This window comes from Pseudomonas sp. E315 (genome assembly GCF_055406205.1).
Window position 1 is genome coordinate 675,721 of record NZ_JBUZPJ010000001.1, and the last position, 13,467, is coordinate 689,187.

The 13,467-nt window shown below is 55.3% G+C and carries 11 protein-coding genes; 5 read left to right on the forward strand and 6 right to left on the reverse strand.

All coding sequences use genetic code 11. From position 1 onward, the window contains the following. Positions 1 to 99: 99 nt before the first annotated feature. Complete coding sequence (locus ACZRJQ_RS03115; protein ID WP_463976932.1) at positions 100 to 2,286, reverse strand: TonB-dependent siderophore receptor; 2,187 nt, start codon at positions 2,284 to 2,286, stop codon at positions 100 to 102. A gap of 215 nt (positions 2,287 to 2,501) precedes the next feature. Here ACZRJQ_RS03115 and ACZRJQ_RS03120 point away from each other — a divergent pair, with 215 nt between their 5' ends. The 3 genes from ACZRJQ_RS03120 (at position 2,502) to ACZRJQ_RS03130 (ending at position 5,392) form a co-directional block, all read left to right on the forward strand. Beyond that, positions 2,502 to 2,918, forward strand: coding sequence for an SRPBCC family protein (locus ACZRJQ_RS03120; protein WP_463976933.1), 417 nt, complete (start codon positions 2,502 to 2,504; stop codon positions 2,916 to 2,918). Positions 2,919 to 3,349: 431 nt separating this feature from the next. After that, positions 3,350 to 4,294 (forward strand): porin family protein, encoded by a 945-nt coding sequence (locus tag ACZRJQ_RS03125; RefSeq protein WP_463976934.1) that lies wholly within the window; start codon positions 3,350 to 3,352, stop codon positions 4,292 to 4,294. Between the two features lie 45 nt (positions 4,295 to 4,339). Then, on the forward strand, positions 4,340 to 5,392 hold the full coding sequence (locus ACZRJQ_RS03130) for a linear amide C-N hydrolase (RefSeq protein ID WP_463976935.1): 1,053 nt from the start codon (positions 4,340 to 4,342) through the stop codon (positions 5,390 to 5,392). Between the two features lie 312 nt (positions 5,393 to 5,704). On the opposite strand, the gene ACZRJQ_RS03135 is transcribed toward ACZRJQ_RS03130, so the two are convergent. The 5 genes from ACZRJQ_RS03135 to ACZRJQ_RS03155 all read right to left on the reverse strand — a co-directional run bounded on the left by ACZRJQ_RS03135 (position 5,705) and on the right by ACZRJQ_RS03155 (position 12,028). Continuing rightward, positions 5,705 to 7,411, reverse strand: a complete 1,707-nt coding sequence (locus tag ACZRJQ_RS03135; protein ID WP_463976936.1) for an amidase — start codon at positions 7,409 to 7,411, stop codon at positions 5,705 to 5,707. Between the two features lie 237 nt (positions 7,412 to 7,648). After that, a complete protein-coding gene (locus tag ACZRJQ_RS03140) occupies positions 7,649 to 8,572 on the reverse strand; it encodes a DUF4340 domain-containing protein (protein WP_463976937.1) in 924 nt (307 codons plus the stop codon). 3 nt (positions 8,573 to 8,575) lie between these two features. Further along, positions 8,576 to 10,360, reverse strand: a complete 1,785-nt coding sequence (locus tag ACZRJQ_RS03145; protein WP_463976938.1) for a GldG family protein — start codon at positions 10,358 to 10,360, stop codon at positions 8,576 to 8,578. Between the two features lie 10 nt (positions 10,361 to 10,370). Continuing rightward, a complete protein-coding gene (locus ACZRJQ_RS03150) occupies positions 10,371 to 11,105 on the reverse strand; it encodes an ABC transporter permease subunit (RefSeq protein ID WP_463976939.1) in 735 nt (244 codons plus the stop codon). Beyond that, positions 11,102 to 12,028: an ABC transporter ATP-binding protein gene (locus tag ACZRJQ_RS03155; protein ID WP_463976940.1), complete on the reverse strand. Its 927-nt coding sequence runs from the start codon at positions 12,026 to 12,028 to the stop codon at positions 11,102 to 11,104. Before ACZRJQ_RS03155 ends, ACZRJQ_RS03150 begins: the two co-directional genes overlap by 4 nt. A gap of 348 nt (positions 12,029 to 12,376) precedes the next feature. Between ACZRJQ_RS03155 and ACZRJQ_RS03160 the strand changes: the two genes are divergently transcribed. Continuing rightward, positions 12,377 to 12,634: a hypothetical protein gene (locus ACZRJQ_RS03160; RefSeq protein ID WP_463976941.1), complete on the forward strand. Its 258-nt coding sequence runs from the start codon at positions 12,377 to 12,379 to the stop codon at positions 12,632 to 12,634. Between the two features lie 41 nt (positions 12,635 to 12,675). Next, positions 12,676 to 13,428 carry a hypothetical protein gene (locus tag ACZRJQ_RS03165; protein ID WP_463976942.1) on the forward strand — a complete coding sequence of 251 codons (753 nt, stop codon included), beginning with the start codon at positions 12,676 to 12,678 and terminating at the stop codon, positions 13,426 to 13,428. The last annotated feature ends 39 nt before the right edge of the window (positions 13,429 to 13,467 follow it).

Here is a 13,467-nt window from a genome sequence, read left to right on the forward strand (position 1 = left end):
GATGTGTTGTCCCTGCTCAACACATCAAAAGATCGCAGCCTTCGCCAGCGCCAACAAAAAACACGGCCTTTGTAGCCTTTAACGAGTAGCACGAGGCTATTAAAAGTTGATCGAGGCGCTCAAGCGTGCTGTCAGCGGTGCGCCCTGAAACACGTAGTTGTCGCCCATGTATTCACCCACGTCCCGCCAGTAGCGTTTGTCGAACAGGTTGTCGACGGTCAGTCGAAACACGGTGTCGTAACCTTCGATACGAGTGCTGTAACGGCTGCCAATGTTGAAGATGGCATACGCACCTGCCTGAACTTCGCCTTGCTGGCTTGCGTATTTTTTACCGCTGTATTGCATGCCGCCCAGCAAGGCTAAACCCTCCACCCAAGGCAATGCGTAGTCGCCATAAAGGCTTGCGCGCAGGGTTGGCACGTTGATGGTTTGGTGGCCTTCATAGGCCGGGGTACCGGAGCCTGTGACCCTGGAGCGAATAGCCGCAACACTGGCCGATACTTGCAAACGTTCTGTGGCCCAGCCGTTGGCGGCCAGTTCGAGCCCAGTGTTCTTCTGCTCGCCCTGTTGCACGAAGGTGAACTCAGCGGCGTTGTCGGGGCGGGCATATTGATAAGCCTGGCGTATTTCAAACAGCGTGGCGCTCAGGCTCATGCGTCGCCAGTCGTACTTGATGCCTGCTTCGAGTTGCCGCGAAACAGTGGGCGCCAAAATTTCAAATGCATTGCTGGCATACCACGGCGCGGTGCCGCCCAGCGACAGGCCTTTGCTGTAGCGGGTGTAGAGCGACATCGTGCTGATGGGTTTGTAAATCAGTGCTACCTGAGGCAGAAACTCATAACGCTGTGTGTGGCGGGTTGTGGTGCCCTCATCGTCGAAGGTGCGCTCATCCAAGCGCACTTCACGGCCCCCTATGACGGTCTGCCAGTGTTCGTTGAAGCTGATTCGATCATTGAAGAACGCCCCGTACTGGCGGCTGTCCAGACGGCGATGGCTGTCATTGAGCGGGCCATCGTAACGGGGGAGGTCTTCGGGCTCGCTGTCGATGTTGCCGCTGCCCAGCCAATGATTGATCGCCGTACGGTTATCAACGACGCGTCGGAACGCGCTTGTGCCCACGGTCAGTTCATGGCCAATCGTGCCTGTCTCGAAGTTGCCACTGAGGGCTGCTTGTACCTCATCGTTACGTCGCGTGTCGTCTGGGCTGCGGAAGTCGTAAATGTCGTAATTGCCTTCAGGGCTGAAGTAATTACCGACATTAGGTGTCACACAGCCGACGGTGCAGCCGCCCCAGGCAAACGAACTGTAGTCATCGATCACCACCTTGCTGCGCGAGGCACTCAGGTTGCCTGTCCAGTTATCGCTGAAACGGTATTGGAAGTTGCCGTTGAGGTTGAGCGAGTCAATGGTGACCGGCTTTGAGCCGCTCTGGTGTGCCAGCAACTTTTTGGGTGAGGCATGGTGGGGCAGCTCGGTGCCACCGAGCAACTGGTAGCCCGGCACAGAACGTTGCTCTTTGGTTTGGTACTCCACATCCAGTTGCAGCAGGGCATTGGGGCTGATGTTCCAGTCAAATGCGAGAGACACGAAGTCACGCTGCCCATTGGCGTGTTCAACGTAAGAGTGAATGTCCTCGTGAGCCACGTTGGCGCGTAGACCGAACTGCTGCTCGCTACCAAACCAGCCGCCGACATCAGCTGCCAGATAACCGCTGCCTCGATCGTCTGTGGAGACCGTCACAGAGCGCACATCGGCGGCCCGCTTGGTCACGTAATTGACCACGCCACCAGGCTCTGAGACGCCGCTTTGCAAGCCTGACAACCCTTTGAGCAGCTCCACTTGCTGCTTGTTTTCCAGGGCAACGTTCTGTTCGCCAGTGATGGTGCGATTGTTGATTTTGTAGCTGCTGGCTGAGTTCAGTGAAAAGCCGCGCACCACAAAATTTTCGTAATAGCCAATGGGGGCATAACTTTCGCCCACTGACGCGTCATTTTTGAGTACATCGCTCAATAGACGCGCTTGCTGATCCTTGAGCAAAGCATCGTTGAACACTGAAATAGCGGCCGGAGTATCCAGAAGTGGCGTTGCTTCAATGCCGGTGGCCGAGGCGCTGTCGACCCAATAGCTGGTGCTTTTTTCCCCTGTGACACTGATTGCAGGCAACTCGGTTTCAGCCGCCTGCGCTGTAGACACAACACCGCCCAGCAGCATTGCGAGCGTCAGCATATTGGGGGTGAAACGCGGGGCGGACTCACCCTCTTGGACAGACCGGCAAAGCCTGGGCATTTAGAACTCCTGAATGATTAGTGACGCTAATGGGGCGGCCATCGGGGGGCGTCATCATACGTGAATGCCTGAGTTGAACCTCAGGGTTTGTCAGCCCTTAGTGCGTAAGCCCAAGGGCGGTAATGAACCCATTGGGCCGTTATTTATAGCGTTGATGGTGATAAGGTCGGCAGCAGAAACAGTTTCAGGCTTCTTAATTTAAAGAGAACACCCACATGGCATCAGCTTCAGCGTTTATCGATATTCCGGCTTCGGCCGATCAGGTTTGGCAATTGGTGGGGGGCTTTAACTCGCTGCCTGACTGGCTGCCCATTATTGCCAAAAGTGAGTCCGGTGAAGGCGGGCGCTTGCGTCGCCTGCACACGCCAACGGGCGACATCATCGTTGAACGGCTAGAAACGTTCGACAACGCAGCCAGGACTTACAGCTATTCCATTGTTCAAGCGCCTTTCCCGGTAACCGACTATGTGGCAACGCTGCGGGTTGAAGCCTTGGGCGAGGGGGCTCGTGTGACGTGGTCGGGGCGGTTCACACCCAAAGGCGTGAGCGATGAAGCAGCACAGGCGTTGTTTGAAGGCGTTTATAGCGACGGTTTAGCCGCACTGGTTGCAAGTGTGGTGTCTCGCAACTAGAACAAAAAATCGCACTACGCTTAATTCTGAGAAGTACCTCCCGTTGCTCTATCTGAAGCTAACAAAGCCGAACGACTGCGCTGAGTTAGCCTGCGCAAGGGCCCGCAGGGCGTCTGTTCCCCGGCAAAATCATCCCGCCTGTTCACAGAGGGAGTCAGGGAACTTCGTTGCTCTGGGCCTTGGTGTCAGCCAAGGCGTGGTAGCTCGGTGGCGGTTGCGTCTCTCAAGTTGGCACGCTTCTTGGGAATACCTTCAAACTTTCTACCGATCCACTGTTTCTAAATAAGCTTCACGATAATGTAGGTCTATACCTGAAAGCGTCCATTTCCACGCCCACGTCGGCCTGTTGGCTGAAGCGCAGGATAAGTAGTTTTAAGTGTTACTTGTAAAACACCACACTAGCTATTGAAGACGCGAAGAATGGGGGCATCATGCTATTTCGATCTAGCAGCAAATCACGATACTTGGGTCATGGTTTGAAACGTGCCCGTCACAGCCCTGAAGGGCAGCAGATTCTTACCTGCACCGGCGAGACTCTGTCGCCTTGGTATGTCATCGTCATTGCCTTATTTGTCAGCAGCGCAAATGCTGAGCCTAGAGAGGATGCCTTACTCAACGTGCCGCAAGAGCATGCCCCAGCGGAACACCAACATTGGGCCTTGCAGGTTACACCCTATGTTTGGGCTGCCCGTCTAGATGGGCATATTTCGCCGTTTCAGCGAGGCCCGACAATCCGCGTCGAGAAGTCGTTCTCCGACGTAATGGATAATCTTAACGTTGGCGGTTTCATAAACATTTGGGGTCGGCATGAGCGCTTGGTCTTCTCGGGCGACATCATGTATGTCGATACCACAGATATCCATGGTGTCGGCCCGCTGCCAGCATTCTCGATTCCAGGCGTCGGTGTTATACCGCCGGGTGGGAACATCGATGCGAAAGTCGACACGAAACAATTCACTGCAACACTTATGGGCGGCTATCGGGTCATCGATGCGCCTCAGTTCAGCCTCGACGCCCTTGCGGGTGCGCGCTTGTGGCACATCTCTAACAAAATAAAGCTTACCGGGAGCCGTGGCGATCTGAGCGGATCTGCCAGCTACGATGAAAGCTTCGGCTGGGTCGATCCACTGGTCGGTCTGCGCGCATTCATTCCCATCACGGAAAACCTCTCCGTTCAAGGCCTCGCCGACATCGGTGGGTTTGGAGCTGGCTCCGAGTTCACATGGTCGACGCTAATTACCGTTAATTATGCCTTCAGAGATAGCCTTTCTGCTTCCGTAGGTTATAAGTTGCTCGACGTCGATTACGATTACAACGGTCACGTCTACGACACGCGCCTCAGCGGCCCGGCTCTCGGAATGACCTATCGGTTCTGAATCAGAAAAGGTTTCGCACAGCCTTCTAAGGAATGGATATTCACTATGTCTCGATTCGCACTCGCCCTCGCAACCTTAACTGCTGCCGCCCTGCTGAGCGTCGAGGTCCAAGCCTGTACAAGGGCTGTCTATCAAGGCCCTGATGGCAGGAATATTACAGGCCGAAACATGGACTTCAAGGACCCCATGGTTAGCAACTTCTGGGTCTTTCCTCGCGGGATGAAGCGCAATGGGGCGTCCGGTTCACGTTCGATTGAGTGGACATCGAAGTTCGGCAGCCTAGCCGTTTCTGGCTATGACATTTCGACGGTCGACGGCATGAACGAGGCAGGCCTAAACGCTAGTCTGCTCTGGCTCAACGCCACAGAATTTCCCGAGGACGACGGCAAGACGCCTCGGATGTCGCTCTCGATCTGGGCACAGTTTTATCTTGATCAATTCGCGACGGTCTCTGAGGCGGTTGAACATACGCGCAAGAATCCCGTTGAAGTGGTAAGTGGTGAAGTGCCCGGTCGGCCAGGAAGTCTCGCACCGCTGCATTTGACGCTCTCCGATGCCTTCGGCGACAGTGCTGTTTTCGAGTGGATCGACGGAAAGCTGAACATCCATCATGACCGCAAGTATCAGGTGGTGACGAACGACCCACCCTATGGCAATCAACTCGCTAACCAGAAATATTGGAGCGCCGTCGATCCCCTCAACTTCCTTCCCGGCAGTGGCCGCTCCGAAGATCGTTTCGTACGCGCCGGCTTTTACATCAACGCAGTGACACAAAGCGACGACCCCCGGATCGCCACCGCCGCAGTGTTCAGCGTTATCCGCAACGCTTCGGTGCCCTATGGCGTAAGCCTTCCTGAAGCACCGAACCTTTCCACAACCCGCTGGCGTGTGGTGGCGGATCAGAAAAGCATGGTCTTCTATGGCGAATCGGCAACTTCACCCAACGTTTTCTGGGTGGATTTGAAGAAACTTGACTTCTCTGAAGGCGCACGTGTCCGCAAACTAGACCTCGGGGTGGACATGAGCCGTGTCCTTACCGAGGAGGTATCGGGCCAATTCGTTACTGCAAAACCGTTCGACTTCATGGCCGTCGAATGAAATTCACCAAATATCCGTAGTGTTCTGAAAGTGGCTAAAGCAGCTGACAAACGTGGAGTAGGAATGGCGTTGTGGCTGCATGAAATACTCGCTTAAAAGGCCAGAACGGGTGGCCACTTAAATTTAAGTGCATAGCATTTTTTGGCTTTGCGGGGGCAGGGCTGGGCAGAAGTCCTGGCCGGACGGATACCGCGTCTTTTTAAGAGTTGATATGACCGCTGATGCAGCTTCACTGTTTTCTTATGCTGATGAGGGGCGAGTTGAGGATACAACTCAAGCCATGACCCTATCGGGTCATGGCTGGAAGCGTTTCTACTGGGTTAAGGGTGGCGTGCGAGGCGGGATCAACCGTTTTGTGCCGATGGCTTCAAATGCACACGCAAAGCGCAGCAGCGCCGAGTCGTCATAAGCCCGGCCGGCAAATGTCAGGCCGACGGGCATGCCGATGTCTGACATCACCCCCATCGGGACCGTGACTGTGGGAACGCCCAAATGACGAATGGCAAGATTGCCGTTGGCGACCCAAACGCCGTTACTCCACGCGATGTCGGCCGACGCCGGGTTCACATCCGCATCTGCTGGCCCAACATCTGCCACGGTAGGGAAGAGCACTGCGTCGAGCTTGAGCTGATCCATCCAGTCCTCAAGGTCTATTTTTCGTGTGTGCTCAAGGCCTCGTAGCCCGTCAGGTAGCGTAGGGATTTCATTCCACGGCGTGATGCCACGTTGGGCCATCCGCACATACTCATCCATGCCCGCCGCAAGATCGTCCTCGCGATTTGGCAATGTGCCCGGGTCGTGAGGGAAGATCAGGGCGCCGTTGACGTCAGCCAAACGGTTGAGCTTTGGATCGCCATTGGCACGAAGAAAATCATCGAATGCCCATGCTGACAAATCCCAGAGTTCGTGGTGCAGGAACTCTTTGGGCACCAGGCCGCGATTAAACACGGTTGGCGCACCAGGGCGATCGCCTTCGCAGTTGGAGACTAAGGGGAAATCCACTTCGATCACTTCAGCGCCTTGGGCCTCAAGTGACTGGCGAGCCTGTTCCCATAAGCTGATCACTGAAGCGCGCGTGATTATTTTCTGTCCGGTGGGCCCGCCGATACCAGGCTTCTCAGCTGTGCCTGCTTCAGGGTCTGCGTTGATGTACATGCGCGGAACACCAAAGCGTTTGCCGGCCAGAGCATCACTTTTTACTGCGAGTTGCAGGTAAGAGGCGGGGCGAATGGAGGAAACACTTGGGATGGGCACCCAAGGTTGCATGCGCCACAAGTCCCCGCGTGTCTCGGGATCGTGCGCGACCACCACGTCGAGCACTTCAAGCAGATCCGCCATCGTGCGCGAGTAGGGCACAACCACATCCATTGTTGGCGTTAACGGCCAGTTACCACGGACTGAAATCACCCCACGCGACGGCGTGTAGGCGCATAAACCGTTATTGGAGGCTGGGCCTCGCCCGCTTGACCAGGTTTCTTCGGCTAAGCCAAATGCTGCGAAACTGGCAGCCGTTGCCGTACCCGCGCCGTTTGATGAGCCAGACGCGAAAGGGGCTGTCAGGTAGGCGGCGTTGTAAGGGCTCTCGGCTCGGCCATAAACCCCGCGCTGCATCCCGCCATTGGCCATAGGCGGCATATTGGTCTTGCCCAGGCAGATGGCGCCGGCGGCACGCAACCGCTCAATGGTGAACGCGTCGCGATAGGCAATCAGTTTGGCAAAGGCCGGGCTACCAGAGGCTGCGGTGAGCCCTTTGACCAGATAACTGTCTTTGGCGGTATAAGGAATGCCATCGAGCGGGCCTAACGTTTCGCCTTTTGCACGGCGGGCGTCAGACGCTTGGGCCTCCTTGATTGCCTGCTCATTGCGCACCACAACTGCGTTGAGGGCAGTGGGGGTGTCGGGGCCGTCGTAGGCATTGATTCTGTCGAGATAAGCCTGAACCAGTTCTACCGACGTGGTCTGACCAGATTCGAGCGCAGCACGCAATTGGGCAATGGAAACCTCGGTGACCTCAATCATGGGGTTACATGGCCTCTCTCAAAATAGACTCTCATGTCAGCTCTCTGTGTTCTGTGGGGCGGCGGGGATGATGGCACGGATTCGGACGCCCGACACTAGCACTGACCGGATTTGGCTGGCTATCACTAGCCTTTATAGAAATGGATTTGCCGGCGATCAAGGGTATTAAGAAGCGCTCAATTATAGGTTCAGCATGTCAGGCTCTCATGCGTGCCAGCGATGACATGTACACAGGCCTTATTGTTGCGATGACAGTGAGGCTTCAACCCGCAACGTCCAGTCCATGAGTGGCCGAACATACTGCGCACTGAGCCCCTCCACTGCGTTGAGCTTCAGCCAGTACTGATTTTCACGCTGGCGAAGGTGCCCTGTGACTTTGCCCTCGTGAAAAGTCAGTAACTCGAAGCCAAGATCAGCCTGGGTCATGGGGTGTGCGTCGGCCCCATCGGCGATGCCCAATATGTTCAATTGGCTAAAAAGCCCAAGCAGGTCATGTGCTGCAATCTCGCCCGCAAGTGGCGGCTGGCTCGGGTGTTGCTGCACCACCAGTTGTTTTTCATCTGTTGCTGATCGAGAGATTTGCACTCGAACGCCATTGGGGTAGGTGAGTGACAGTTGGCGGATTTGTCCGAGTGGGATTTGGGTCAATCGCCGATCAATCCATGCCAGTGAGTCGTGCGGCAACTCAAGGTTGGAATTGATCAGCCAAGTGGCCTGGGTATCAAGCACGTTCACCACTTGGCCACCGTGCTCTACGTGCTTGCCGAGCAATAAAGTCAGTGGTTGCTCACCAGAGCGCTCCAGGGTTAGCCGAGAGGCCTGTTCATCCAGCCCGAGTGCGGCGCGGTGTTGTGGTGCAGAACTTTGAGGTTCTAGCGTGCGAGCTTCGGTCAGAGCGCGCAGTAGCTTGACGATCCCGGCGGGAGCAGCGGGAAATTGCTGCAATGAGGCCACGAACCAGCCCGAGTCTCTGCGCTCAACTCGGATTTCAGGCTGGCCGGGGCGTGCAATGACGAGGGCTGTTACTTGGCCCACGTCCAACTGGGGCAACCACAAAGGCATGGCAGGTGGTTTGGGGGCAGGTTTGGGTTGCAAGTAAAACAGCGCACTCACAAACGCGGCGCTGGCAACGGCTAAAATCCATAAGCTTTTTGCACGCATGGTTTAGTTCCCTTTTGTACGGCGCAGGTGGCGGCCCCATAACACCAGCAACATTACGGCACAGACCAGCAGCGGCACTAAGGCGATATTGAGAAGTTTCAAGTAGTGGTGCAGGGCATCTACATCGTTGTTGAGCTCAAACTGAACCTGACGCAGATCCTGCTGCAATTTGCGCTGCCGGTTTTCGTGCAGGATCAACGCTTCACGCTGTTTTTCAGGCAGTTGTGCTTGGTTAGGGTCAGGGTTGAGCCGTAAGGTCGCCAGCATGCGTTCTGTCTCAGACAAGTGCTTACTGAGCTGCTCATAGGTCGTTTGAAAGCGCCCCTGCGCCTGTTGTCGCAGTGCGTCCACTGCGTCAAACGGGCGACTGAAACGGCCTCGGGAACGCAGGCTGATTAACGCGTCGGAGCCTGTCAGGTAATCCAGCGCGTTGATGACAAAAGCATCGTTGTCGGCCCATGAGCGCAGGGGCGCGGGGTCTGAGGGCTGCGTTGGCTCAAGCCACAACCGATTACTGAGCATGTCAGTGTCGGCCACGGCGATGATATTGATGTTGGTTGCGTGCTTAAGGCCCTCGTCATTCCCTTGCAAACCCTTGGGGAATGCTGAACGCGCAGGCCCGTGAATGCGCGCCGCGAGGGTATAGCGCTGGCCTCCAGCCCTGAGTGCGCCCAGCTCACCCAACAGTCCAACGCTTTGGGCATCCAACAGTGCCGCCGACTCGGAGCTTTGCATCAGGGGAATAAACGTTGTGCTGGCGTGTGCCAGCGGCTCGAGCACACCCACAGTCGCCAAGCTCAGATGCTGCAGGTCGGTGGTGCTGATGTCGTGCGCGCTCAGTGCCTCAGACGTAAGGCTCAACCAAGTCATTTGCCGTTCGGGTTGTTGTTTTTGGTTAGGCGCGATCATGGCATAACGCTCATCGGCAACCACCTTGCCAGCCAGCAATTGCAAGCCCCAAGCGTTGAACAGCTCAGGCAGGCCCGAAGCGTTTTCAACACGGGTGTCTATCTGACTCATAGGGTCAACAAAAACCAGTAACTTGCCACCACCGAGCACGAATTGGTCGATGGCGTACTGCGTGGGTTCGCTCAGTTGCTTAGGGTGCACCAAAACCAGCACGGATAGATCGGGTGGGATCACATCGGCTTCGGGCGCGATGTCACGCAGCTCAAATTGCTGGGCAATTGCTTCAAACATCACCCAAGGCGGGTTGTTCGAATCGCCCTCAATCGCCAGTGTCGACATGACCCCGATCAACGGGCGTTGGGGATGGCTGAGTACGTGCAGCAGGCGACTGATGTCGTACTCCAGCATTTGCTCTTCACTGGGTGAGAACAATGGGATGACCTGTGTGTCGCCAAGGGCATTGGTTGCGGCAAGCCCAAAATACAAAGGGCCGCCGCCTCGTTCTAGAGGCACGCCCTGCAAACCGAAGCGAGCTGCTTGCTCCTCATCCTCGGAAAACGGCTCGGGGTCGATAAGGTGCAGCGCGATACGCCCGGGGGCCAAACGCTCATAGCTGCGCAGCAAGGCCTCAATGCGTTTAGCGTAATTGCGCAGGGGTGGCAGTTCTCGGGCCTGAGTCTCGGAGAAGTACAGGCGTAACGTGATCGGCGTCTGCACCGTGTTCAGAGTCTGGCGCGTGCCGGGGCTGATGGTGTAAAGCTGGTGCTCAGTCAGGTCGAGTTGGACTTCTGGCAGCAACAGCTTCGTCAGCCCATTAAAAGACAAAAAAGCCAACGCGATAAGAACAAGGCCAAGCCCCGAGATAAAGTGCCGTTTCATGACCAAGACCTCACCGGGCTTTGTTCAGATTGATGACCACGGCAGTTGCGCACAACCAGGCCACTATCAAGCTGATGAAATAGAGCAGATCGAAAGCATCGATCAGGCCCTTGCTCATCGCGCTGTAACGCTCAAGCAGACTTAAACCGGCGATTGCGTCCACCCACCCCACGGGTGCCCAAGGTAATAAGGCGTCACGAACAAGCGCCAAGCCGCTGCCCATGAATAGCAAACACACCAGTAAGGTCAGCACGAAGGCCGTTGTCTGTTGTTTGGAGAGGGCGGACATGCACGAACCAATCGCCAGATAGCCCCCCGCGAGCAACCAACTGCCCAAGTAACCAACAAGGATCGCGGCATTGTCCGGCGCCCCCAAATAGTTGACGGTGAGCACCATTGGGAAGGTCAACGTCAGCGCAAAACCCGCGACGAGCCATGCGGCTAGAAACTTACCCGCAACCCTGGCGAAATCGCCCACGGGCAATGTCATCAATAGCTCGATGGAGCCGGATTGACGTTCTTGTGCCCACAGGCGCATGGCCAAAGCCGACAGTAAAAACAGATAAACCCAAGGGTGAGCGTCAAAAAATGGCATGAGATCAGCCTGATTGCGCTCATAAAAATCCCCGGGGTAGAAGGTGATGATCCCGCAGAGGGCGACAAACGCCATGATGAATACGTAAGTGAGTGGCGCGATCAGGTAGCTCGTTAACTCGCGTCGAGTCACGACCATTAACAACTTCATTGAGCGACCTCGCCCATCAGGTGCCGATACGCGGCTGCAAAACTATCGGGTTCACATTGCAGGCGTTTAACCGGCCACTGGCGCGCAGTGACCAATTGACTGACAAAAGGCAAAATCACCGCGCCCGGCTTTGCCAGTAAGGTGATGGCGCCCGGTGTGCCGAGGGTCGGCTCTACACTGGCCACGCCGGGTAAAAGCACCAACGCCAGCAGATCAAGTGCATGCGCGGGGTACAGATGCACGGCGTTGTGCAAGCGCGAACGGTTGGTCAGTTCCAGAGTTGTGCCATTGGCGACTTTGCGCCCGCCCTTGAGCAACAACACGTGAGTACAGAGCCCCGGCACCTCGTCGAGTTGGTGGGTGCAGACAATCACCCGTTTGTCTTGGGCCAAGTCACTGATCATCGCGAGCACTTGCTGGCGATGCTGTGGGTCCAGGCCGTCGGTGGGCTCATCTAGAATCAATACTGGCGGCTCATGGAGAACGGCTTGTGCCAAACCGACCCGCCGTTTAAAGCCTTTGGACAAGGTTTCGATAGGTTGTTTGTACACCCGGCTCAGGTCTAAACGCTCAATGACACTGGCAATACGGCTGCGTTTGTTCGCCCCGCGATAATTGCGCACGGCGGCGATAAATTCGAGAAACCCACCCACGCTCATGTCGCCGTAGAAGGGCGAACCTTCCGGTAGATAGCCAATAAGCCGTTGACCCTGGCGCGAGTGGGTGCTGGTATCAAAACCCAGAATGGTTGCGCTGCCAGATGTGGCCGGCAGAAAACCGGTGAGCAGCTTTAACGTTGTGGTTTTACCTGCGCCATTGGGCCCTAGCAGGCCCAGCACTTCACCTTGCCTGACTTGAAAGCTAAGGTTGTCGAGCACTGTTTTTCCCGCAAAGTGTCGGGTTAATTGTTTGGCCTCAATCATGTTTTCCACTGCGTGCGCAAAAATAGGGACACGCGCCTTACCGTGGCCGTGCAAGCGAGTACGGGATAACGCGTGAGCGATATTAAAAAATTAATAGCAGGCGTTAGCGCATTGTTATTACGAATGCGACGGCCCATTAAATTTGATGTTTTTGAGTGTTTAGCAGAATGAGCTGTAAAGAATAACAGTTCACTATGGAGTTAATGTGCCGCAAGAAAAAACAGCTTACTTACAAGAAATATCCAGCTTCACTCAGGCTTATTCTTGGGTTGTCTGCGTGGGCGACGAGGTAAAATCAGCGTTCTTTAAGTCAGATACTCGCTACTGTTTAAAAAGGAGTGCTCAAACATGTTGTTGCGAAGTATCACCCTCTTAAATCCAATGGGCGAGCATCTTAATGCCGTCTTGTTGTTTGGGTTTGCGGTGCCACAAATCAGCAAGAGCTTTTTGGTGTACACCTTAAATGAAGAACCTCACGCAGGCGTTGTCCGTTTGTATGTGGCCACGTTGTTTGAGACGGCGGGCAGTTACAGCCTGGGCGCATTGGAAACTGATCGTGATCGGGCAGTTGCATTGCAGGTGCTGCATCAAATCGTGAAAGGCTGAACAACATGAGGTTAATTAAAACGATACCGCCGACGTATCACTTGATCAGTCTTGACGATCAGGTGTTATTTCAGAACGTTGTGACTTCGCACCAGTCATTGGCGATAAACAAATCGGTGCTAATGAATGCGATTTCCAGGCTCGACGTGTCACAAATGGGGCTCGGCCACGAGGGCGTGACCAGCCTTACGCCCGTGTTGGAGGTGTTCGAGATGGATGTTGGCAATGTCAGCCAAGACACTCTTGGCTCGTTGACCGGTATGGCCAACCGTTTAGCTGAACAAAAAAAAGGCGCCCTCAAACAGCAGCAATTACTCGATGGGCGCGACCTTGCGTTACAGGAAAAAGAGCACCAGTGGCGTGATAAAGAGGACGACTTACGCCAACAGCATAAACAGGTGTTACACGATCGTGATTTGTTAGCTCAAGCATCACAAGATAGCGCTCAGATGATTTCTGAGCACAGTGCGGCACTCCAGCAATTAACCGAAGACCTAGACGCTCGTGAGCGTGCCAGCGCCCGGCTTTTCGACTTATTGCAGCAGGAAAACACCCGCGCCGAAGCGTTGTCAGCTTTGTTGGAGGCACGGCTGGCGCAGTTGCAAAAACGCGAAGGTGAATTGCAGCGCGGAGTGCTGATGCTGCGTGAACATCTCAAACATCTTAAAAACGCTAAAGATCGGTTCAGCGTCCTTGTCAAAAACTTTAACCAAACCGCGAAGCTGGGGAGTGCGTTTCAAACGAGCGAATTAAAGCCACAAGAACAAAGGCGGGGCCATGTGGAACCCAACTAGGCGCCAACAATATAAGCGTTGGTTGCTCATGTCGATGCA